The following is a 20,195-nucleotide window of genomic DNA, read 5'->3' as shown; positions in this document are numbered from 1 at the left end:
CACAACTGTATTGGCTTCGGAGCAACAGATGCAGCTAAGCCGCACGAATCTGGCAGATATTGTTTATTTCCTCGCCATCGCTCGGCATCAAAGCTTCAGAAAGGCAGGTCTGGAGGTGGGTATCAGTGCATCAGCGCTGAGCCATGCGATGAAAGGACTTGAGACGCGGCTTGGCGTTCGATTGCTCAATCGCACAACTCGAAGCGTGACCCTGACGGCCGCTGGCGAGGAGTTGCAGGGCCTCATCAGCGCTCCGGTCAATGATATCGGCCAAGCGCTAGAGACTCTGAACCGGCTACGCGATGAGCCCGCCGGGCGCATCCGTCTGAATGTTTTGAGCGACGGCGCAAAACTGCTGTTAGGCCCCGTTCTCCCGGTTTTTATTGATCGCTATCCGGACATCGAGGTCGACCTCACCGTGACCAATAAAATGGTCGATATTATCGGTGACGGTCATGATGCAGGCATTCGTTTTGGTGGGACGGTTCCCGAAGACATGATCGCTCAACGACTCTCTCCCGATGTAGCCTGGGCAGTCGTTGGCGCGCCAGATTACCTTCAGCGATTCGGTACGCCTGAACACCCGGAAGATCTGCACCAACATCGTTGTTTACGCGTGCGCCTGGGTAATGCGCACATCTACCATTGGCAATTCTCGAAAGATGGTCAACAGATTGAGATTGACGTTCCCGGAGCCATCACGATCGATGAAGCACGCGTTGGTGTAACGATGGCGATGCGCGGCGCTGGATTGATGTACGTTCTTGCCTCTGTAGTCGAACGACAGATTAGGGAAGGCTCACTGCAGCGAGTGCTTGAAGACTGGACTCACTACGACCCGGGGTTTCACATCTATTATTCAAGCTTCAGACAGGTTCCTGTAGGCTTGCGCCTGCTCATTGACCTCATCCGCGAACTTGAACCTCTAGGGCCACTCCCATAACGAATCTAGCTAGCTCGCCTGCCGCTTGGTGAAAACATCGCTAAAGACCGGCACTGCCGAAAATGCGTTAGGCCAGCCAGCGTAGAAAGCGAGGTGTGACAGCAGCTCGGATGCCTCGGTCTGCGTCAGGCCATTGTCCATCGCACGATTGAGGTGGTAACCGATCTGAGCAACCTGACCATTGGCCACTAACGCCGTGACCGTGATCAGGCTACGGTCTCTGGGCGCAAGACCAGGTCGCAGCCACAGATCATTGAATAACGCGCTGGTGGTGTACTTCACTAAACTAGGCGAAACCGGGCCAACCGATTTGTCGACACTCGCTACGCGTGCATCTTCGGCGGCCTGATCAATAGGCAGAAAAACGGGCGATACTGGAGCCAATTGATCAGGTGATATGCCGTTCCTGCTAAAGACCTCCTTGGCGATCGGAGCTGCTCCAGCGGCATTGCCCCAACCCGAGTAAAACGCGAGATGGTTGATTGCCTCGGACACCTCCAAAGGGGTCACACCATTCTTCAGCGCTAGGTCGAGGTGATTGGCCAGCTCTGCTGTCTGACCTCGCGCAATCAGCACGGTCACGGTCGCCAGGCTTCGATCACGGGGAGACAATTCTGAACGTTTCCAGACCTCACCAAGGAGTAATGTCTCGGTGTTGTGAGCCATTACCGGTGAAATGGCGCGCATATCGGCTGAAGTGGGCATATGGGAAGTTTCCTTGGTCATTGCCGCTTTGGGGGCGGTGCACGCAGACAAGCATATCGTCAGGCTTGTTACTGCAAACAGGCGAATAATCATAATGAAGCGCCATACTGGGCTTCGGTGACAGGCTCAAGCCACTCGACGCTTTTGCCATCAAGCATCTCTTGAATAGCCATATGCGTCACACCAGTCGTGCTCGTTGCGCCATGCCAGTGCTTGACGCCGGGGGCCGTCCATATCACGTCTCCAGGCTTGATAACCTGTTTGTCGGCACCCTCTTGTTGAACCCATCCAGTACCCGCTGTGACCACCAGCATTTGTCCCAGCGGGTGCGCGTGCCAATTGGATCGCGCGCCTAGCTGAAAGGTTACATAACCTGCAGAGACCTTCGACGGTGTTCGTGCTGCAAAGAGAGGATCTATTCGTGCGTTGCCCACGAAATGAGCGGGTGCGCCTATTATTGATGCCTGCTCGCCATTTCTAACGATCGTCATGGTTTGCGCAGAGGTGCCATCAGTAGCGTGGGCGTCGAATGCGATGGTTGCCAACAGACCGATTACAGGCATGGCTGCTCTTTGACGCATCGGTAGCTCCTTGCTGAGTGAATAGAGTTGCGACCAACCTAATTCATGTCTCTGCATTCAACTACCGGCGTTTTGATTCATGCACCGATGAGCAGCGCTCAATAATGCGCATCTGCTGAGGAAGAACTGTCCCTTTGGGCAGTTCTTCCTCTGGGCTCATTCACGCTTATTCATAATCTCGAACATGGCGTCTCCCATCTGGCGGGTTTTAACGGAAACGCCAACCAGAATCTCATCTTTACCCGCCACGAGCTGCTCAATGGTTTCATTGGCAAAGTCATCGGCTGACACCATCATTTGTCTTGCTGTGCCCGCACTACGAGTACCGCCACCGAGTCCGGTATCGACCAATGGCGGAGCAATTTCAATGACGCGGATATTAGAAGATTTCAGTTGGTGCCTCAGGCTCAGCGTAAAGGAGTGAATAGCTGCCTTGGTTGCGCAATACACCGGCACGTCAGCCATAGGCGAGAATGCTAGGCCAGAGCTGACGTTTATAATGTAAGCTTTTTCTTGCTGCTTCAGGCTTGGCAGCAGCTCCGCAATCAGGTGGACAGGTGCCGTGAAGTTAACAGCGACTTCTGTATCGAGCGTATCCATATTCGGGTCGCTGTTGAAATCACGTTGGTGTTGAACACCTGCATTGTTGATCACAACGTTGAGGCTTGGGTGGTTGCCCTTCAGCCATCTCACCAGCGCACGACGACTGTCCGTATCGGTCACATCGCAAGCATGTGTGATCAACGTTGAAACATCGTTTTTAGCGCGATCCAACATGGCCTCATTGCGGCCACAAATGATCACATCATTGTTTTCAGCGAGGCGCTTGGCGAGAGAGAAACCGATGCCGGTGGCACCGCCTGTGATCAGAATGGTATTGCCATTGAGTTTCATGAGGGCTTCCTACTTTTAGTAAGAAGGTGCGCTGCACAAAGAGAGGAATCCGCAGACACACCTTCACAACCGGCAAGCCGGGCAAGGTGTCGCGGATACCCTTTCGGGAAGAGTTGACGTTCCAGTGGACGCTGGCCGGGCTACCATCCGGCCTGCACTCTTTCGACAGGCAATTTTTAACAAGCTTTCGTGCGGATCACAACCCGTTTCGCAGCCACTGGCGAAATATCAACGATCAGGAAGATGGGGCTGGATTTTCTCAAGCTTGATCCGCTCGTTCAGGGTCACTCGCCTGCGTTGGTATCTGGCTGTTCGGCGCCTGGCTTTGGAGGATCTTTGGAAGTTCGGCTGCCAGCAAATCGATAACCAGGCGCGATCGTAATGGAAGGTGCTGAGCGTCAGGCCACACGACGTTACACTCCATCTCTGCACGAGGTCGGTCACCCCACATCTCGATTAGCTCACCGCGTTGAATACGTGCGCGGACCAACCAGTACGGAAGCCACGCAATCCCCATGTCTGCGACGGCCGCCTCGGCGACCATTTCGAGATCATCCAAACGCACGCGGGGAGACACGGAAACCTCGACCAATGCACCATTTGCCTCGGGAAGCCGCCAGGGAAGCGCCTGACCGTTGCGGCAGTAAGGCAGTAGTTCATGGCTCGACAGATCTGCCACTGACTCCGGAGTACCACGCTGATCAAGGTATGAAGGGGATGCACACAGTAGCTTGGGCTGGCTGACCAATCGGCGCGCACGCAGAGTGGCCCCATTACCAAGGGCGCCACTGCGCACTGCCAGGTCGAACCCGTCAGATACTAGATCTATCTGACGATCACTAAAGCTGAGTTCGAGCTCCAGCCCGGGGTGGTCACGAGCAAACTTCAGCAAAATCGGCGCAACGCAGTACCGCCCAAACAGCACTGGAAGCGACACTCTTAACTTGCCGACAACCTCCCGACGGCCTGTCTCCAGCATGATCTCGCCGGCACGCAATTCATCTATGGCTCGAAGGCACCGCTCGTAATACTGTTGGCCATCTTCGGTAATGCATTGCGTCCTTGTGGTGCGCTTGAAAAGCTGGACACCCAAGCGCTCCTCCAGGCGCGCAATTGATTTTCCGACGGCTGATCGTGTCAGCGACAACCGATCGCCAGCTTTGGCAAATCCACCGGCTTCGACAACCTCAACAAATAGCTGAACACCATCGAACATATCCCGCATCGCCCACCCTCACCCCGACTCGAACTGTAGAATTTTTGGAACCACTGATGAGAAAAACAGCCGCCAATGGTTATTAAAACTCTACTTTATAGTAACTGAAGACGAGCGAAACATGGGTTTTGATAGAGACGCGCCGCCGGTGCGCTTGTCGGGCTGTGCGTGTCGTGCGAGCAAGGGCGGCAGATGATTATTACAATTGTGTATGACAGCGGTTATGGACATACCCAACGCGTGGCGGAGTGCATTGCTCAAGGCGCGATGGAAGTAGAAGGGAGTGATGTCAAGGCCATGCCTGTCGGCGATGGCTTCACCGACTGGGAGCGTCTCGAAAAAAGTGATGCAATTATCTTTGGCTCTCCGACTTACAACGGCCTTATCAGCGCAAAGCTGAAACAGTTTTTCGAAGACTCCACCAAAACAGCATGGGCGCAACAGACGTGGCGTAACAAGATCGCCGCCGGCTTTACAAACTCTGGTGCCCAGCATGGGGACAAACTCAACTCTTTGGTATCGATGGCTCTGTTTGCCGCGCAGCACGGGATGATCTGGGTTGGACTCGACCTCATGCCAGGCAATAGCAGCAGCACAGGCTCCGATTCCGACTTGAATAGGCTAGGGAGTTGGTTGGGCGTGATGACCCAGGCCAATACAGACGAGCCACCCGAACTCTCTCCACCCGACAGCGACCTGCGTACGGCCAAATACTTCGGGCAACGTGTTGCGCAAATCGCCGCTCGATTTCTACCCGCTTGATTCCTCCCTATCGCTAAAGGAAAAAGATCATGAAATTACTCTGTCTAGACGTTCCCCAGCCTGGGGTCACCTTGGCTCACTATGCGCCCTATATGAAAGACGAAGTCCGTCACAGTTGGGAGCTTTACAAGAACGGTGCTATCCGTGACATCTATTTCCGCCAGGATCGACCAGGGGTTGCGATCATTGCCGAATTTGAAACCATCGAGGCAGCCAAGGCTGCGCTCGCCGAGTTTCCTCTTGTGCTCGCTGGTTTGATTGACTGGGAAGTGATACCGCTGGGCCCGTTCACGAATTGGGAAACGTTGTTCGCCCCGACACTCGATTGATTGCCTACCGAACAGGATTATCAACATGAACGTATTGGGCTTCGCAGCTCACTCGGCCACCGCTTCGCTTGAGCCGTTTTCCTTTGAAAGACGCGCCCCGCGAGAAGACGATGTTGTCATCGACATTTTATATTGCGGCGTGTGCCACACCGACTTGCATCTGGCACGCGATCATGGCGGCTATACAACCTATCCCATCGTCCCAGGTCACGAAATAATTGGTCGTATACGGCAAGTCGGCGCGCAGGTAACGCGCTTTCGCACCGATCAGTTGGTCGGCGTTGGATGCATGGTCGACTCGTGCCAACAATGCCAGCACTGCCAGCACGGGTGGGAACAGAATTGCCTGAAGCGATCTACCTTCACTTACAACAGTAAAGACAGACGCGACGGTAGCGTGACCTTTGGAGGCTATTCGCAAACCATCGTAGTACGGGAGGAGTTCGTGCTCTCCCTTCCCGTCGGCCTTGACCCTGCCGGGGCGGCACCACTGCTTTGTGCTGGCGTCACCACGTGGTCACCGCTGCTGCATTGGGGTGTCGGTGCTGGCAGCAAGGTCGCTGTCATTGGCCTTGGCGGTCTCGGTCATATGGCATTGAAGCTGGCAAAAGCATTGGGTGCAGATGTCAGCCTGTTCACACGGTCTGAGGGGAAATCGGAAGATGCACTTCGACTGGGCGCCGACCATGTGGTGATATCGAGCGATTCGCAACAGATGAGCGCTGTGAACGGCCAATTCGATGTGATCATCGATACCGTGCCTTACGATCACGACATCAATCCTTACGTGCCTACACTCGCGCTGGAAGGTGTGCTGGTTCTAGTGGGTTACATGGGGCCACTTTCTACACCGGTAAACGCGGGCCTGCTGGTAAGCGGTCGAAAGGCTGTCACAGGTTCCTTCATCGGAGGGATAAAAGAAACCCAGCAAATGCTCGATTTCTGCGGTGAAAAAGGCATCGTCTCCGACGTCGAAATAATCTCGATTCAAGAGATAAATGAGGCCTACGACAGGATGTCGAGGAGCGACGTCAAATATCGCTTCGTCATCGACATGGCTTCCTTGAGCGCTTGAGAAACATGCACCTGGGTAATGCCACGCGCATACCCAGGCAGCCTGGATAGGGTGCGGTCAACGGAAGCCGCACCGTCAGGTCAAAGGTTTAATGGCTTCGTCGCAATCGCCACAACGTTTACATCAATCAGCTCCAGAGACTGGACGATACCTCCGACCGTCGTTTTGTAGCGCCGGAACGACTCGGTCTCTAGATGTGACTGATAGGCTTGATCATCGCGATAAATCTCGACAACGAAGAAACTACCCGGCAGATCGCGTCGCTCCAATGCGTAAAAGGCCAGAACGCCCGGCTCTTGGGTGACCGACTCTTCTACAATATGCTTTGAAGCATCCCGGTACTGCTCCAACTGATTGGGATCTACCTGAATTTGCGCAATACGAATAAGCGGCGTCCGTCTTTTGTTGCCAGGACCCGCTTGAGACATTGGTTCTGTGGCATACGATTTGTCAGGCATTTTGAACCTCGATGATTTCGGGCGCTGGTTTGCACTTGGACAATTCCGGATTCAAATCCTGAATAACCTCTCGGCATTGCCGTGGGCAATCAACGCTTTCTCGGCGTCATTGATTGGCAGGTTTTCAATAAATGTTCGCGCCCCGTCCAGGCTCTGATACGGATAGTCGATGGAATACAGGATGCGCTCTGCTCCCATTAGCGAATAAATAAACTGAAAATGTGGGGCGGTCAGCATTCCGCTCGGCGAAACATAGACATGTTCACGATAGGTCTGGACGATAGGCCGGCGAAGACCCGACGCTTCCTGCGGAATCGAATCCTCAAGTCGCTGCAGGAAAAAGGGCACCATTTCCCCCCAATGCCCACTGATCACTTGCAGTGAGGGATAGCGATCAAATACCCCCGCCAAGAGCATACGCACTACCTGGATTCCCGCTTCGTTATGCCAGCCCCATGCAAACATGGATAGCCGAGCACTCAGTTCATGATCGAAGCCACCATAGTAAGGGGCTTGTACGGCAGGCAGAGGTAAACCTGGATGCACATACAACGCAACATTCAGCTCATTCAAAGCATTCAGTATCGGGGAATATTGCGCGTCGTCCAGAAAGGTATCGCCAGGGCGGCCGTTAATCAAAGCGCCCTTCAGGCCCAACTGCGTAACTGCCCTATCCAACTCGATAGCTGCCGCCTCCGGAACTTGCCACGGCAGAGTGGCAAACCCTGAAAAACGAGCGGGATAGGCATGTGCCGCTTCGGCCAGTCTATCGTTCGCTGCGCGGCACAAATCGACGGCTTTCTCCGCTGAAAGCATTTGAGGGAAACCACCATAGGAGAGCACTTGCATACTGATGCCTGCAGCGTCCATATCAGCAAGCCGTGATGTACCTAGGTCCAGGCCTTTGCGAGCTGATTCAGCAGGAGCAATGACATGCGGTCTACTCGTATCAGTCCTCGCCCTTACGCCATCTACAACACGGCTGCCCCAGCCTGAAAGGTAAGGAGCTTCCATACCCACAAGCGCTTGACCTGCCGCACCCATAGCGGGATCCAGAACGTGTTCTTCGACACAAATCAGTTTCATGTGTACCGTCCTCTGTTGCCATTGATGCTTATGACGCCAGCAATGCGTCTCTGAGGGCTTCTCCCAGGCTTGCAGCAGACTGCGGGTTCTGACCGGTGATAAGTCGACCATCCACAACTACGTTATCTGCCCAGTTGGGAGCACTTTGATGAAGCGCACCTCGCGAAGTCAGCGTGGCAGCCAGCAAGAAAGGTACGACGTGAGTGGACTGCACCTCATCTTCCTCGGCGTCAGTAAATGCAGCCAGGCGTTTGCCTGCCACCAGCAAGGTGCCGTCTGCGCGACGCGCGTTTACCAAAGCCGCCGGGCCATGGCACACCGCAGAAACAATACCGCCCGCCTCGTCAATCTCGCGTATGACTTTTTGTATCGTCAGGTTGTCGGGGAAATCCCACATGGTGCCGTGTCCGCCGGCGAAAAAGACGGCGCAGTAGCGCGAAGGATCTACGTCTTCGATACTCAAGGTATTGGCCAGTGCATGCCGAAAATCACTGTCAGCCCAGTATCGAGCAATTACCGGATCAGCCATATCCTCCATGCCGTCCAGAGGCGCGGTGCCTCCCGATACCGACGCAAGTTCAACGCTGATACCTGCTGCCTGTAGCTTCTCCAATGGGTGAGTGACCTCAGCCAAATTGAACCCGGTAGGAATACCAGTGGTGCCCTTCACCGAATTACTGGTGACCACAAAAAGTACCGGTTTGAGATATGTCGTTTGCTGGGTCATATCCTTAAAGCCTCAAGATAATGATTTGAACACTCTGTCCGCTGGGTACTGCGGACTAACACTCCCACTATCTTAATGTGGAAACAACGACGACATTGAATAATAATAATCCCGTCTGTGTATCCTGTAGGGAATCAATAGTATTGTTAATGCGGCTGAAATGTTGGATGTAAAAACCTCGACCGAAAGGCGGCACAGACATCGGCGTAGATACAACTTACTTTCTCTGCGCGTTAACCAGCGTGTTGCCTACTGCATAGACTGTACAAGGCAACCCTTTTTTTGCGAGTGCCATCTTCTCGCAGCGAGTTAGCGCTTTTTTGCCTGCTTGATCCTGACTGCGATGACCCCCGCTCCAGGCCCAGACACCTGCTCCATTGGTCGCGAAAGCTTTTTCATACACCTGGCTGTTCAGATATTTTTGAAAAGACGCTTTCCCTGATGTGGCCAAGCCCCCGGGCGGTTCCAGATCCGAGACAGGTGCAGAAATGATCTCATCACTCGGCAGCCTGTTCTTATCCAGAAAATCAGCCACCCTGCCCCACCATATTTCTTCAGGCGCCCATTCAAAGAACGTGTGACCATCCTCACCAAATGCCGGAGCCTGGAAAAACTCCCCACGTCCTCCATGATCGATGTAGCTTGCAAAAAACTCTTCGCCGAGTGGCAGTGGAAATACTTTATCGTTGGTGGCGTACATCCATAAGGTAGGCAGTCGCGAGAGGCTCCCGTAAGTTTTAATAGCCGTTAGAAGTTGCTCCTTGCCGCAAACATTGCCGTCTCCCTTGGCCCCGCGCCCACCGTCGAAATTTATTATCGCCCGTACGCCCGGTGGGTTGGACGCGCCCGCCGCCAGCACCGAGAATCCTCCGGACGATACGCCAATCAATACGGCCTCATCCGGTAACGACCATGATGCCCGCTGAATGGCTTGCAATGCTGCAATGAGATCATCAGCTGCAATCCTGCCGGCCCTGGCATGATGGGGACTGAGGCATGTTCCATCACGCTTTTCGCTGACACCTGACGATTGTCCATATCCCTGACGCATTACCACTACCGCAGCATAACCATGACGGGCAAATACGGTCGCCGCGGACGAAAAAAGATTGGGGCTTTTGGTGCGGTCGCTCGAATCACCGTTAGTGCCATGAGTGATCAGAGCAACTGGCCAGCGCCCGGGCCTCTCCGGTCGTGTGACAAAAGCATCGAGAAGCGCACTTGAACCATCGGGCAAGCGGACGCTGAGCAGCAAAGGCTCCCTGATCAAACCATCAATGTGCGCATTGGCTATTAATGATAACGCTTCCCCTTGTTGCACTTCATTCACCAGGAGGAAAGTTCCGACGCCAGCCGCCAATACCAGTAACAGCAAAGCGATCGATGCATTTTTCAACGCCATGCCAGAATCTCCCCGCAGAATGCGCGCCTCACTGGCGCACTATGCCCGCATTGATGCAAAAAAAAACGCCCCCTTCGCAAAATTGGTTCACAGACCTGCGAACCAATCCTCTTCCATGCCTGCAACCGATCAGCCGAACCTTTGAACATTGGCGCGCCAGGCTTGATCGCCTGCAATTGGGAGGCGTCCTGCAACTGGAAGTTGGTCGAACCAATTTTCATTGGCATCGCTCTTGCACCGGTCCCTTTGCCCTGAATGTCTGCTTATAAGCAGCTCAGGGCATCTTTTTCTGGTCTGGTGTGAGTACCACGATGCAAAGGTTCGATCCTGACGTCTCTATCGACAACTCTTCGAAACTGGCACTGGATGCCTTGCGGCAGATCGTTGCTCAGCATGCAGCCTTCCCCCAGCGGGCATTGCCTACCGAGCGGGATCTGGCGGCCGATTTCGGGGTTAGCCGACGCGCAGTTCGTCGCGCCCTGTCGGTGCTGGAAGCCGAAGGCCAAGTCTGGCGGCGGCAAGGTAAAGGAACCTTTGTCGGACCTACACCACCCAGCGCCGCCATGAGTTTCGCCCGGCTTTCTGGCCGGACCAATTTCAGCGAGGTCATGGAAGCGCGTCTGCATCTGGAACCGGCACTTGCCTCATTGGCAGCGGTGCGGGCCAATGGTGAGCAGATGGCAATTTTACGCCGCCTTGCCGAGCGCACCACTCGCCAGCAGGTCGCCGAGCAGACTGATGCTGAAGGTATTGAACTGTGGGACAGCGCCCTGCACCGCGCCATTGCCGAAGCCGCGGGTAATCGGCTGATGCTGGACATCTTCGAAATGCTCGATGCGATCCGTCTGGACACCGCTTGGCGCGACTTGCGTCACCGGGCGCGCAATGCCGACCGCCTCGACACTTACAGCCACGATCACGACGACATTGTCAGCGCCATTGAAAGCCGAGATCCGATCAAAGCCGCCACGGCCATGCGCGGCCATTTACGTGCGCTGCAACAGGCCCTGAACACCGTCATCAACCAAGACCTGGAGGCCAGCCTATGAGCGCCACTGCCCACCTCACAGAAAACGGCGACGGCACGGTGCTCAGCATCAGCGACCTGACCGTCCGCTTTGCCGGTGCGCCCGCCAATGTTGTCGACGGCGTGTCGTTTTCCGTCAAGCGCGGCAAGACGCTGGCCATCGTCGGCGAGTCCGGCTGCGGCAAGAGCGTGACCTCAATGGGCCTGATGGGCCTGTTGCCGACGACGGCCAGGGTAGACGCCAGCGACTCGCTGCTGATCGATGAAGCCTTGCTGGGCATGTCCGAAGAGCGCCTGCTCGACGTGCGCGGCAACCGCATGGCGATGATCTTCCAGGAGCCGATGACCTCCCTCAATCCGGTCTTCACCATCGGTGAGCAGATCGCTGAAAGCGTGATGCGTCATCAGGGCCTTTCAGACAAGGCTGCCCGCCAGCGGGCTCTGGACATGCTGGAAAAGGTCCGCGTGCCGGACGCTCGCCAGCGGCTGGACGCCTACCCACATGAACTCTCGGGTGGCATGCGGCAACGGGCCATGATTGCCATGGCGCTGGCCAATGACCCGGCGCTGATCATCGCGGATGAACCGACGACTGCGCTGGACGTGACCATTCAAGCACAAATCCTCTCGCTGATCGCCAACCTGCAGACCGAGACCGGCACAGCGATGATTCTGATCACCCACGATCTGGGTGTAGTCGCCGAAGTCGCCGATGACGTCATGGTCATGTACGCCGGGCGTGTCGTGGAAAGCGGCCCGGTGAAAACCCTGTTCGACGATCCGCAGCATCCGTACACCATCGGCCTGATGGGTTCGATGCCCTCTATCGGCCCTCGTGAAGGTCGTTTGGCGACCATTAACGGCCGGGTGCCGACGCCGGCAGAAATGCCGGGCGGTTGCCGTTTCGCCGGGCGTTGCCCGTTCGTGATCCAGCAATGCCGAGACGAACGCCCGCCGCTGCTTGAGTTGTCTCCCGGACACTTCGCCGCGTGCATCCGTGCGCCTTTGGAACAGCATGTGGGAGTCAGTGCGTGAACCTTTCCAGACCAGATATCGCCGGGCGCGTCAGCCCCGACAGCAACGCGCAGAAACCCATTCTGGAAGGCATCGGCCTGAGCAAGCACTTTGCCGTGGAAAGCGGCCTTTTGCAGCCGAAGAAGCCACCGGTACAGGCCGTCAATCAGGTCAACCTGTCAGTCCGCAAGGGCGAGACACTGGCGTTGGTAGGCGAGTCCGGCTCGGGTAAATCCACTCTTGGCCGCTTGCTGCTCAACCTGCTGCAACCGACTGCGGGTGACGTGATTTACGAGGGCCGCAACCTGGCCAACCTGACACCGGAAAAGCTGCGTCAGGTACGCCGTGACTTACAGATCATCTTTCAGGACCCGTTCGCCTCGCTGAACCCACGCATGACCGTGGAATCCATCGTTGGCGAACCGATCTGGCTGCACAGCCAGGCCAGTCGCAGCGACCGTCAGGCTAAAGTCGCCGAGTTGTTGCGCACGGTAGGTCTTGCTCCGGAACACGGAGGTCGGCATCCCCATGAATTCTCCGGTGGTCAGCGCCAGCGCATCGGCATTGCCCGCGCACTGGCTTCCGAGCCGCGCTTGATCCTCGGTGACGAGCCGGTCTCGGCGCTGGACGTTTCAGTGCAGGCGCAAGTGGTCAACCTGCTCGAAGACCTCAAGCATCAATTCGGCCTGACCCTGGTGATTGTTGCCCATGGCCTGGCCGTGATTCGCCATATGAGCGACCGCGTGGCGGTGATGTACCTGGGTGAAATCGTCGAACTGGCGTCGGTCGACGCGCTGTTCGAAAACCCTTTGCACCCTTATACCCAGGCGCTGATGGCCGCTGTGCCGGTCAGCCACCCTGACCTGCGCCAGCCGCGTCCGCTGCTCGGCGGCGATATGCCCAGCCCCAGCCGCCCGCCTTCGGGTTGCCGCTTTCATACCCGTTGCCCGCACGCCCGTGCGCTGTGCAAGGACGCTGCGCCGGTCATGGAAACAGTCGAGGCCGAACGCCAGGTCGCCTGCCACTTCTGGCGTGAAATCGCCAACGCAGGCAGCGCCACGCTGATCCTTCCAACACCCAGCGCTGCTTACACGCAGCGCCTGAATCTGTTCAAGCACCATCAATCCCTTGCAGTGGAGAGCCAGCCATGAAAATCGCACGCGTCGTGACAGGAACATTGTTATTGCTGGCCGCCAACGCTGCCTTTGCCGAATCGACGTTGCGCATCGGCATTCAGGACGATCCCGATGTGCTTGATCCGCATCGTTCGCGCACCTACTCAGGGCGCCTGGTCTACACCGCGCTGTGCGACAAACTGGTGGACGTCAATCCGGACCTGACTTACTCGCCGCAACTGGCCACCGCCTGGAACTGGAGCGAAGACGGTAAAACCCTGACCATGACGTTGCGCGAAGGCGTGACGTACCACGATGGCGAGCCTTTTGATGCGGCCTCGGTGAAGTTCAACCTCGACCGCGCCCGCACTCTCCCAGACTCCCTGCGCAAAAGCGAGCTGGCCTCGGTGGACAGCGTCGAGGTGATAGACGCAAAAACCGTCGCCATCAAGCTCAAGCAGGCCGATGCCACGCTGGTTTCACAGCTGTCGGACCGCGCCGGAATGATGCTCGCGCCGAAAGCTGCGCAAGGCGAATTCGCCGCCAACCCGGTCTGCTCCGGCCCTTACAAATTCGTGCAGCGCGTGCAGCAGGATCGAATCGTGCTGGAGCGTTTTGACAAGTACTGGAATAAACAGGCGTATCACTTCGACAAAGTGGTGTTCCTGCCGATTCCGGATACCTCGGTGCGCCTGGCCAACCTGCGCTCCGGCGACCTGGACATTATCGAACGGGTTGCGCCAACCGATGTGAAGACCGTCAAGGGTGACAGCAAGCTGGCGATCTACAACACGCCAGGCCTGGGCTACATGCAACTGATGTTCAACATCGGCAACGGTGAAAAAGCCAACTCGCCGATCGGCAAGGACAAGCGCGTACGCAAGGCATTTGAGCTGTCTATCGACCGCGATGCCATTAACCAGGTGGTGTTTGAGGGGCTGTACGCCCCTAGCGCTCAGCCGTTTCCGAAAAACAGCCCGTATTACGACAAGGACCTGCCGATCCCGGCTCGCGATGTCGAGAAAAGCAAGGCGCTGCTGGCGCAGGCCGGTGTGAAACTGCCGTTGGCGGTTGACCTGAAAGTGGCCAACAACCCTATCGCGCAACAGGTCGGGCAGATCATTCAGGCCATGGCTGAAGAAGCGGGCTTCAAGGTCAACCTGATTGCCACTGAATACGCCACGATGCTCAGCGAACAGGCGAGCGGCAATTTCCAGATCGGCATGAGCGCCTGGTCGGGCCGCCCTGATCCGGACGGCGATATCCATCAGTTCGTGACCTGCAAGGGCGGCCAGAACGACGGTAAATACTGTAACGCCAGGCTCGACGAACTGCTCAACAAGGCGCGCACCGTGAACGACGTTGCACAACGCCAGGCGCTGTACAACGAAGCGCTGCGTTTGCTGGCCGATGAAGTACCGACCGCCTACCTGTATTTCGACCCGCGAATCATTGCCATGCGTAACAACGTGACCGGTTTCGTCCCTAACCCGGACGGTCTGATTCGTCTGAACAATGTCGCGTTCAAGCCATGACTGACGGGCGCACCTGCGAGGTTCCGGTATGCTGATGTTCATCCTGCGACGCCTGCTCAGCTCGATACCGACGCTGATTCTGGTTTCGCTGTTCGTCTTCACCCTGCAGAAGCTGCTGCCGGGTGACCCGGTGCTGGCCATGGCCGGGGAAGAACGCGATCCAGCGGTCATGGAATACCTACGCGACAAATACCGACTCGATGACCCGATCCCGTTGCAGTACCTCAACTGGGTCGGCAACGTGCTGACCGGCGACCTGGGAACATCGCTGCGCACCGAGCAACCGGTGACCACGCTGCTGGCGTCGAAACTGCCGGTGACTATCGAACTGGCCGTGCTGGCCCTGCTGATTGCGCTGTTGATAGGCATTCCAACCGGGATCATTTCGGCGGTGCGCAAAGGCACTGCGGTGGATTACGGCGCCAACGTGGTGGCGCTGTCGGGGATTTCCATCCCGCACTTCTGGCTGGGCATTCTGCTGATCATGATCTTTGCAGTGAAACTGCAGTGGCTGCCCGCCTCCGGCTTCGTGCCTATGGGCGAGGATTTCGGGCAAAACCTGAAGACCTTGATTCTGCCAGCCTTCGTACTGGGTGCCGGGCTTTCCGGGATTCTCATGCGTCACACCCGCAGCGCCATGCTGGAAGTATTGCGCACTGACTACGTCCGCACCGCTCGTGCCAAAGGACTGTTCCCGCGCACGGTGATTCTCAAGCATGCGTTGCGTAACGCGCTGATGCCCATCGTCACCCTCACGACACTGCTGTTTGGTGAATTGCTTGGCGGCGCGGTGCTGACCGAGCAAGTGTTCAGCATTCCGGGTTTCGGCAAGATGATCGTCGACGCTGTGTTCAACCGCGACTACGCCGTGGTGCAAGGCGTGGTGTTGTGTGTCGCGATTGGCTTTCTGCTGTTGAACCTGCTGGCCGACGTGCTCTACCGCTTGATCAACCCACGCCTGAGGAGTGCCTGATGACCGCCATTGCCAGCCTGCCGCATAGCGCGATCCTGCCGCGCAGTCGCTCGCCTTTTCTGAAGAAGTTCCTCGCCAACAAAGGCGCAGTGATTGGCGCGGCGGTGTTGCTGCTGTTTGTCCTCGCGGCCATTCTGGCCCCCTGGATTGCGCCCCATGATCCGCTCAAGGCCAATTTTCTCGCGGTACGCAAGGCTCCCTCGTTGATCTACTGGATGGGCACCGACGAACTGGGGCGCGATCTGTTTTCACGCTTGCTGTATGGCGCACGCAGTTCGCTGCTGGCCGGTGGTGTTTCGGTAGCCATCGCCATGCTCATCGGCGTTCCGCTGGGCCTGCTGGCCGGGTACTTCGGTGGCAAGCTGGACATGATCATCTCGCAGGTCATGGAAGCGCTGTTGTCCTGTCCGTTCCTGGTGCTGGCCATCGCTTTGGGCGCCTTTCTCGGCCCCAGCCTGACCAACGCGATGATCGCCATCGGCCTGTCCGCGATGCCGATCTTTGCCCGCCTGACCCGCGGCCAGGTGCTGTCGATCAAGCATGAGGATTACCTGGAAGGTGCCCGCGCCATCGGCCTGCCGGATCGCTGGATTATCCTGCGTTACGTGCTGCCCAACGTGATGTCGCCGCTGGTGGTGCAAGCGACGCTGACCATCGCCTCGGCGATTCTGGCCGAAGCCAGTCTGTCGTTCCTCGGCCTGGGCCAGCAACCGCCGTCGCCGTCCTGGGGCTCGATGCTCAATACTGCGAAAAATTTCATGGAGCAGGCTCCGTGGATGTCGATTGCGCCAGGTGTGGCGATTTACATCACGGTCCTGTGTTTCAACCTGCTGGGTGACGGCCTGCGCGATGCGCTGGACCCCAAGGGCTAAACCTTTCGTCTTCTGCCAAGAGAAACGCTTATGTTCGATGATCTGGATTACAGCCAACCTTACGCTTCGGCGCGCTCGCCGGTGATGGGCAACAACATGGTCGCCTGCTCTCAGCCATTGGCCGCTCAGGCCGGGCTGGACATGCTGCGCCGTGGCGGTAATGCGGTCGACGCCGCTATCGCAGCAGCCATGGTGCTGACCGTGGTAGAGCCCACTGGTTGCGGCATCGGCAGCGATGCTTTTGCCATCGTCTGGGACGGCAGCACGCTGCAAGGCTTGAACGCTTCCGGCCGCGCGCCACAGGCCTGGACGCCTGAGTATTTCGAAAGCCATAGTCAGATGCCACAACGCGGCTGGCCTGCGGTCAGCGTACCGGGGGCAGTGTCGGCCTGGGTGGCGCTGTCCGAGCGTTACGGCAAGCTGCCCTTCGCTACCCTGGCTGAACCGGCGATTGGCTATGCCCGCGATGGTTATCAGGTAACGCCGATTATCGCCGAGCTGTGGAAACGCGGCTCGCACCTGCTCAAGGATCAACCGGGCTTTGCCGAATGCTTCATGCCGGGGGGCAAAGCCCCCTTGGCCGGAGAAAAAATCCAGCTCAAGGACCACGCTCGCACGCTGGAACTGATAGCGCAGACCAAAGGCGAAGCGTTCTATCGCGGCGAACTGGCACAGGCGATCATCGCCCATGCCAACGCCAATGGCAGCGTGATGAGCCTCGACGATCTGGCCACGCACACCGTGGACTGGATCGACACGCTGTCGGTGCCATACGCGGGCGCCGTGGTGCATGAACTCCCGCCGAATGGCCAGGGCATCGCCACCCTCGCCGGCCTGACCATGCTTGAAGCGCTGGGCGTCGGCGAGCACCCGGTGGACAGTCTTGAAACGGTTCACCCGGTGCTGGAAGCAATGAAACTGGCCTTGGCGGACCTCGACGAACATGTCGCCGACAGCGAGCACATGCGCGTCCCTTCAGCGGATTTACTGAGTAAGGCCTACCTGATGGAGCGCGCGGGACTGGTCAATGATCAGGCCGCCAATCCCGGGCACGGCTCGCCGAAACCGGGCGGCACGGTGTACCTGTCAGCGGCGGATGAAAGCGGCATGATGATCTCGTTCATCCAGTCCAACTACATGGGTTTCGGCTCGGGTGTGGTGGTACCCGGCACGGGCATCAGCATGCAGAACCGTGGCGCAGGCTTTTCCCTGGACCCTCAGCACGTCAATTACGTTGCACCGCGCAAGCGTCCGTTTCACACCATCATCCCTGGCTTTGTCATGAATGCCGACGGCACGCCGCTGATGTCATTCGGGCTGATGGGCGGCCCGATGCAGGCGCAGGGCCACTTGCAGATGATGATGCGCATCCTGCGCTACAAGCAAAACCCGCAAGCCGCTGCCGATGCGCCGCGCTGGAGGATCGAAACCGGCCTGAAAGTCGCGGTGGAGCGTGCGTTTGACCCTGACGTGGTGAAAGCACTGCGCGCCAAAGGTCACGACATTGATGTCGAAGAGCCAAGCGGCGTATTTGCCTTCGGCGGTGCGCAGATTATCCAGCGCACGGCGCATGGCTATGTGGGCGGGACCGATCCCAGGAAGGATGGAGTGGTCGCGGCTTATTGACCAAACGCAACGGTTCGGCCAGCGCAGCAGGGCATTGACTGTTCAATCAGCTTCGCTGGCCTCACCTTGCCACTCAAAAGATCGGACCTTTCCAGCGCGCAGGCGTCCAAGCTTGAGATTGCCACTCATCTCAAGCCCTATAGCGTTTCGACCCAGGAAAAGCCATGACCTTTTTGATCTTCCTTCTAGCCTGCAGCGCCGCCGCAGCAACCGGCATCATCTTTAAACCAGGAGCATGGTACGAATCCCTTCAGAAACCGAGCTTCACCCCGCCAAACTGGGCATTTCCGGTAGCGTGGACCGTGATCTACCTGCTCCTCGCCTGGGCAGGGTATCGCCTGACGCTGCTCCCCAGCAGCCAGATCGTGCTTGCCCTGTGGGCTGCTCAGATAGCACTGAACACGTTGTGGACACCGGTATTTTTTGGTGCGAACCGCATTGTCGCGGCGATGGTGATTCTTGCTTTGCTGTGGATTGTTGTCGCCACAATGATCGTAATGGCCTTGCAGCTGGACATCATTACGGGGCTGATTTTGTTTCCCTATCTGGTATGGCTCTCGGTGGCAGCGGCGCTGAACTTTTCCATTCTGCGCCACAATAGATAATCGTCCCGGCTTTGCCGTCTATTGGCTCTGCGGCGAAACCGCTACAGCGCGTAACGGCGGCAATGCTCAAGGTAGCCTTGCTCGTGACTACCGACCAGTTGAACGACGCTCGACCATAGCCAGGAGGGCGCGTCCAGGGTATCGGATCGATTGCTTTGCAGGTCCCTGATCCACGCCGCACGTGTGGCCAGATCCATCTGTCTGGCGTGGGCTTTACCCACAACTTTGGCGAGATAAGCTGCGGCCTGCATGGCCTCTTGCTCAGTGAGCTCATCAAGTTCCAGCTTCATGTCCTGAGGAAGTAGCTCACGAATGAAGAACGAATGATCCAGCATTCGCACGGCAACCATTCGGCTACCCAGACCGGGCGACAGGTTCCGGGCGCCCTCCACTACCCGTTTGCCATTGTCTCTGGGCATGCGCGCCCTCGCAGTACGTGGGGCCGCCGCGGCGACGGCTTCCTTGACGTCGAGCAGGCAGAACTCTTCATCCTCTTCATCGCCAACACCCATCAGCACCGCGTAGCGAAGCAGCCCCAGAGAGCTGCAGCCTTTTACCCAGTAGGCGGAGTCGAGTAAACGCACTCGGTCATCCTGGGACCTGCCTTTTAGCGATGTCACCAGCGCATGAATCTCCGGCGTCTCACAAAGCGCCTTGATTGCATCGCGTTCCGCACGTGACATTTGCCAGAAATGTTTGCCCAGCGGAATGGTCGGTTGCGTACCTTCGAAACGCTCCTTTGCCAGATGCTTCCACGTACGTTGTACCGCGCTGCGCATCCCCGCTTTCACTTGCGCAGGACGATCCGGCTCTTCATCGTCGTTGCCGATAAAAGCCTCTTCGTAGCCCTGCATCATCTCTTCCAGCATTCTTGCCGTGGTCACTCCGGGTAGATCCGAGCCACGAGCAGCCGTCGCCAATGACAGCCCCAGCCTCACCAGGTCATGGGCCGGATTACCGATGACGGCTTGATCGAGGTCGCGGATATGCATATCGATGCGCCCTCTCGAATCCCCTGTGGGCCCCAGATTACCGGCATGGCAATCCCCGCAGATCCAGACCGGCGGACCGCTGGGCAGACGCCTGCCCGACTGACTGTGAAGCCACTCATAGAACTGCGCGGTATTGCCGCGAACGAACGCGTGCGCAGACCTCGCCATTTTCAGGTTGCGCAGGTTGATGAGGGATTTGAGGCGTGTGTCGGGACGAGGCGTTTTCATCGGAAAACCTTGAAGAGGGTTATTCCATTG

General features: G+C 57.3%; 21 protein-coding genes. 12 read left to right on the top strand and 9 right to left on the bottom strand.

The window, feature by feature from the left end; genetic code table 11:
- Window positions 1-28: 28 nt before the first annotated feature.
- Window positions 29-943: a LysR family transcriptional regulator gene (locus tag KP808_RS12935; RefSeq protein WP_058409127.1), complete on the top strand. Its 915-nt coding sequence runs from the start codon at window positions 29-31 to the stop codon at window positions 941-943.
- Window positions 944-952: 9 nt separating this feature from the next.
- On the opposite strand, the gene KP808_RS12930 is transcribed toward KP808_RS12935, so the two are convergent.
- The 4 genes from KP808_RS12930 to KP808_RS12915 form a co-directional block, all read right to left on the bottom strand.
- On the bottom strand, window positions 953-1,741 hold the full coding sequence (locus tag KP808_RS12930) for a carboxymuconolactone decarboxylase family protein (protein WP_058409128.1): 789 nt from the start codon (window positions 1,739-1,741) through the stop codon (window positions 953-955).
- Window positions 1,738-2,229 (bottom strand): (R)-mandelonitrile lyase, encoded by a 492-nt coding sequence (locus KP808_RS12925; RefSeq protein ID WP_177342385.1) that lies wholly within the window; start codon window positions 2,227-2,229, stop codon window positions 1,738-1,740. The genes KP808_RS12930 and KP808_RS12925 overlap by 4 nt, the downstream gene beginning before the upstream one ends.
- Before the next feature lie 156 nt (window positions 2,230-2,385).
- Window positions 2,386-3,123, bottom strand: a complete 738-nt coding sequence (locus KP808_RS12920; protein ID WP_058409129.1) for an SDR family oxidoreductase — start codon at window positions 3,121-3,123, stop codon at window positions 2,386-2,388.
- A gap of 259 nt (window positions 3,124-3,382) precedes the next feature.
- Window positions 3,383-4,339, bottom strand: a complete 957-nt coding sequence (locus KP808_RS12915; protein ID WP_227449415.1) for a LysR family transcriptional regulator — start codon at window positions 4,337-4,339, stop codon at window positions 3,383-3,385.
- 192 nt (window positions 4,340-4,531) lie between these two features.
- Between KP808_RS12915 and KP808_RS12910 the strand changes: the two genes are divergently transcribed.
- The 3 genes from KP808_RS12910 to KP808_RS12900 are packed head-to-tail and all read left to right on the top strand — an operon-like array spanning window position 4,532 to window position 6,505.
- A complete protein-coding gene (locus KP808_RS12910; RefSeq protein WP_058409130.1) occupies window positions 4,532-5,101 on the top strand; it encodes a flavodoxin family protein in 570 nt (189 codons plus the stop codon).
- Between the two features lie 29 nt (window positions 5,102-5,130).
- Window positions 5,131-5,430, top strand: coding sequence for a YciI family protein (locus KP808_RS12905; RefSeq protein WP_058409131.1), 300 nt, complete (start codon window positions 5,131-5,133; stop codon window positions 5,428-5,430).
- Between the two features lie 25 nt (window positions 5,431-5,455).
- Entirely contained in the window at window positions 5,456-6,505 is a 1,050-nt protein-coding gene (locus tag KP808_RS12900) for an NAD(P)-dependent alcohol dehydrogenase (protein WP_058409132.1), read from the top strand.
- Between the two features lie 80 nt (window positions 6,506-6,585).
- Here KP808_RS12900 and KP808_RS12895 read toward each other — a convergent pair whose 3' ends face one another.
- The 4 genes from KP808_RS12895 to KP808_RS12880 all read right to left on the bottom strand — a co-directional run bounded on the left by KP808_RS12895 (window position 6,586) and on the right by KP808_RS12880 (window position 10,178).
- On the bottom strand, window positions 6,586-6,963 hold the full coding sequence (locus KP808_RS12895; protein WP_058409133.1) for a putative quinol monooxygenase: 378 nt from the start codon (window positions 6,961-6,963) through the stop codon (window positions 6,586-6,588).
- Window positions 6,964-7,014: 51 nt separating this feature from the next.
- Window positions 7,015-8,049 (bottom strand): amidohydrolase family protein, encoded by a 1,035-nt coding sequence (locus tag KP808_RS12890; RefSeq protein WP_058409134.1) that lies wholly within the window; start codon window positions 8,047-8,049, stop codon window positions 7,015-7,017.
- 28 nt (window positions 8,050-8,077) lie between these two features.
- Entirely contained in the window at window positions 8,078-8,776 is a 699-nt protein-coding gene (locus KP808_RS12885) for a type 1 glutamine amidotransferase domain-containing protein (RefSeq protein ID WP_122259909.1), read from the bottom strand.
- Window positions 8,777-8,993: 217 nt separating this feature from the next.
- Entirely contained in the window at window positions 8,994-10,178 is a 1,185-nt protein-coding gene (locus KP808_RS12880) for a dienelactone hydrolase family protein (protein ID WP_058409136.1), read from the bottom strand.
- A 311-nt stretch (window positions 10,179-10,489) separates the two neighbouring features.
- On the opposite strand from KP808_RS12880, the gene KP808_RS12875 reads away from it, so the two are divergent.
- The 8 genes from KP808_RS12875 (at window position 10,490) to tspO (ending at window position 18,945) form a co-directional block, all read left to right on the top strand.
- Window positions 10,490-11,227, top strand: coding sequence for a FadR/GntR family transcriptional regulator (locus tag KP808_RS12875; RefSeq protein WP_058409138.1), 738 nt, complete (start codon window positions 10,490-10,492; stop codon window positions 11,225-11,227).
- Window positions 11,224-12,240, top strand: a complete 1,017-nt coding sequence (locus KP808_RS12870; RefSeq protein ID WP_058409139.1) for an ABC transporter ATP-binding protein — start codon at window positions 11,224-11,226, stop codon at window positions 12,238-12,240. Before KP808_RS12875 ends, KP808_RS12870 begins: the two co-directional genes overlap by 4 nt.
- Window positions 12,237-13,370 (top strand): ABC transporter ATP-binding protein, encoded by a 1,134-nt coding sequence (locus KP808_RS12865; RefSeq protein WP_058409140.1) that lies wholly within the window; start codon window positions 12,237-12,239, stop codon window positions 13,368-13,370. Before KP808_RS12870 ends, KP808_RS12865 begins: the two co-directional genes overlap by 4 nt.
- Window positions 13,367-14,869, top strand: a complete 1,503-nt coding sequence (locus KP808_RS12860) for an ABC transporter substrate-binding protein (RefSeq protein WP_058409141.1) — start codon at window positions 13,367-13,369, stop codon at window positions 14,867-14,869. The genes KP808_RS12865 and KP808_RS12860 overlap by 4 nt, the downstream gene beginning before the upstream one ends.
- Before the next feature lie 28 nt (window positions 14,870-14,897).
- Window positions 14,898-15,842 (top strand): ABC transporter permease, encoded by a 945-nt coding sequence (locus tag KP808_RS12855; RefSeq protein WP_057424401.1) that lies wholly within the window; start codon window positions 14,898-14,900, stop codon window positions 15,840-15,842.
- Window positions 15,842-16,714, top strand: coding sequence for an ABC transporter permease (locus KP808_RS12850; protein WP_058409142.1), 873 nt, complete (start codon window positions 15,842-15,844; stop codon window positions 16,712-16,714). Before KP808_RS12855 ends, KP808_RS12850 begins: the two co-directional genes overlap by 1 nt.
- Before the next feature lie 30 nt (window positions 16,715-16,744).
- Window positions 16,745-18,340: a gamma-glutamyltransferase family protein gene (locus KP808_RS12845; RefSeq protein WP_230016218.1), complete on the top strand. Its 1,596-nt coding sequence runs from the start codon at window positions 16,745-16,747 to the stop codon at window positions 18,338-18,340.
- Between the two features lie 164 nt (window positions 18,341-18,504).
- The gene (tspO, locus tag KP808_RS12840; protein WP_122259903.1) at window positions 18,505-18,945 is read left to right on the top strand and encodes a tryptophan-rich sensory protein TspO; all 441 of its coding nucleotides are present in this window, start codon (window positions 18,505-18,507) and stop codon (window positions 18,943-18,945) included.
- 41 nt (window positions 18,946-18,986) lie between these two features.
- On the opposite strand, the gene KP808_RS12835 is transcribed toward tspO, so the two are convergent.
- Window positions 18,987-20,165, bottom strand: coding sequence for a DUF2252 domain-containing protein (locus KP808_RS12835; protein ID WP_230016217.1), 1,179 nt, complete (start codon window positions 20,163-20,165; stop codon window positions 18,987-18,989).
- Window positions 20,166-20,195: the final 30 nt, after the last annotated feature.

Source organism: Pseudomonas savastanoi, from assembly GCF_020917325.1.
In the GTDB taxonomy this organism is placed as follows: domain Bacteria; phylum Pseudomonadota; class Gammaproteobacteria; order Pseudomonadales; family Pseudomonadaceae; genus Aquipseudomonas; species Aquipseudomonas amygdali.
This window is presented reverse-complemented; position numbering and strand designations above follow the sequence as displayed.

What these genes read in the sequence shown, in the direction of transcription:
- KP808_RS12935 (WP_058409127.1), top strand. Translation starts at nt 29, where the DNA reads ATGCAGCTAAGCCGCACGAATCTGGCAGATATTGTTTATTTCCTCGCC.
- KP808_RS12930 (WP_058409128.1), bottom strand. Translation starts at nt 1,741, where the DNA reads ATGATTATTCGCCTGTTTGCAGTAACAAGCCTGACGATATGCTTGTCT.
- KP808_RS12925 (WP_177342385.1), bottom strand. Translation starts at nt 2,229, where the DNA reads ATGCGTCAAAGAGCAGCCATGCCTGTAATCGGTCTGTTGGCAACCATC.
- KP808_RS12920 (WP_058409129.1), bottom strand. Translation starts at nt 3,123, where the DNA reads ATGAAACTCAATGGCAATACCATTCTGATCACAGGCGGTGCCACCGGC.
- KP808_RS12915 (WP_227449415.1), bottom strand. Translation starts at nt 4,339, where the DNA reads ATGTTCGATGGTGTTCAGCTATTTGTTGAGGTTGTCGAAGCCGGTGGA.
- KP808_RS12910 (WP_058409130.1), top strand. Translation starts at nt 4,532, where the DNA reads ATGATTATTACAATTGTGTATGACAGCGGTTATGGACATACCCAACGC.
- KP808_RS12905 (WP_058409131.1), top strand. Translation starts at nt 5,131, where the DNA reads ATGAAATTACTCTGTCTAGACGTTCCCCAGCCTGGGGTCACCTTGGCT.
- KP808_RS12900 (WP_058409132.1), top strand. Translation starts at nt 5,456, where the DNA reads ATGAACGTATTGGGCTTCGCAGCTCACTCGGCCACCGCTTCGCTTGAG.
- KP808_RS12895 (WP_058409133.1), bottom strand. Translation starts at nt 6,963, where the DNA reads ATGCCTGACAAATCGTATGCCACAGAACCAATGTCTCAAGCGGGTCCT.
- KP808_RS12890 (WP_058409134.1), bottom strand. Translation starts at nt 8,049, where the DNA reads ATGAAACTGATTTGTGTCGAAGAACACGTTCTGGATCCCGCTATGGGT.
- KP808_RS12885 (WP_122259909.1), bottom strand. Translation starts at nt 8,776, where the DNA reads ATGACCCAGCAAACGACATATCTCAAACCGGTACTTTTTGTGGTCACC.
- KP808_RS12880 (WP_058409136.1), bottom strand. Translation starts at nt 10,178, where the DNA reads ATGGCGTTGAAAAATGCATCGATCGCTTTGCTGTTACTGGTATTGGCG.
- KP808_RS12875 (WP_058409138.1), top strand. Translation starts at nt 10,490, where the DNA reads ATGCAAAGGTTCGATCCTGACGTCTCTATCGACAACTCTTCGAAACTG.
- KP808_RS12870 (WP_058409139.1), top strand. Translation starts at nt 11,224, where the DNA reads ATGAGCGCCACTGCCCACCTCACAGAAAACGGCGACGGCACGGTGCTC.
- KP808_RS12860 (WP_058409141.1), top strand. Translation starts at nt 13,367, where the DNA reads ATGAAAATCGCACGCGTCGTGACAGGAACATTGTTATTGCTGGCCGCC.
- KP808_RS12855 (WP_057424401.1), top strand. Translation starts at nt 14,898, where the DNA reads ATGCTGATGTTCATCCTGCGACGCCTGCTCAGCTCGATACCGACGCTG.
- KP808_RS12850 (WP_058409142.1), top strand. Translation starts at nt 15,842, where the DNA reads ATGACCGCCATTGCCAGCCTGCCGCATAGCGCGATCCTGCCGCGCAGT.
- KP808_RS12845 (WP_230016218.1), top strand. Translation starts at nt 16,745, where the DNA reads ATGTTCGATGATCTGGATTACAGCCAACCTTACGCTTCGGCGCGCTCG.
- tspO (WP_122259903.1), top strand. Translation starts at nt 18,505, where the DNA reads ATGACCTTTTTGATCTTCCTTCTAGCCTGCAGCGCCGCCGCAGCAACC.
- KP808_RS12835 (WP_230016217.1), bottom strand. Translation starts at nt 20,165, where the DNA reads ATGAAAACGCCTCGTCCCGACACACGCCTCAAATCCCTCATCAACCTG.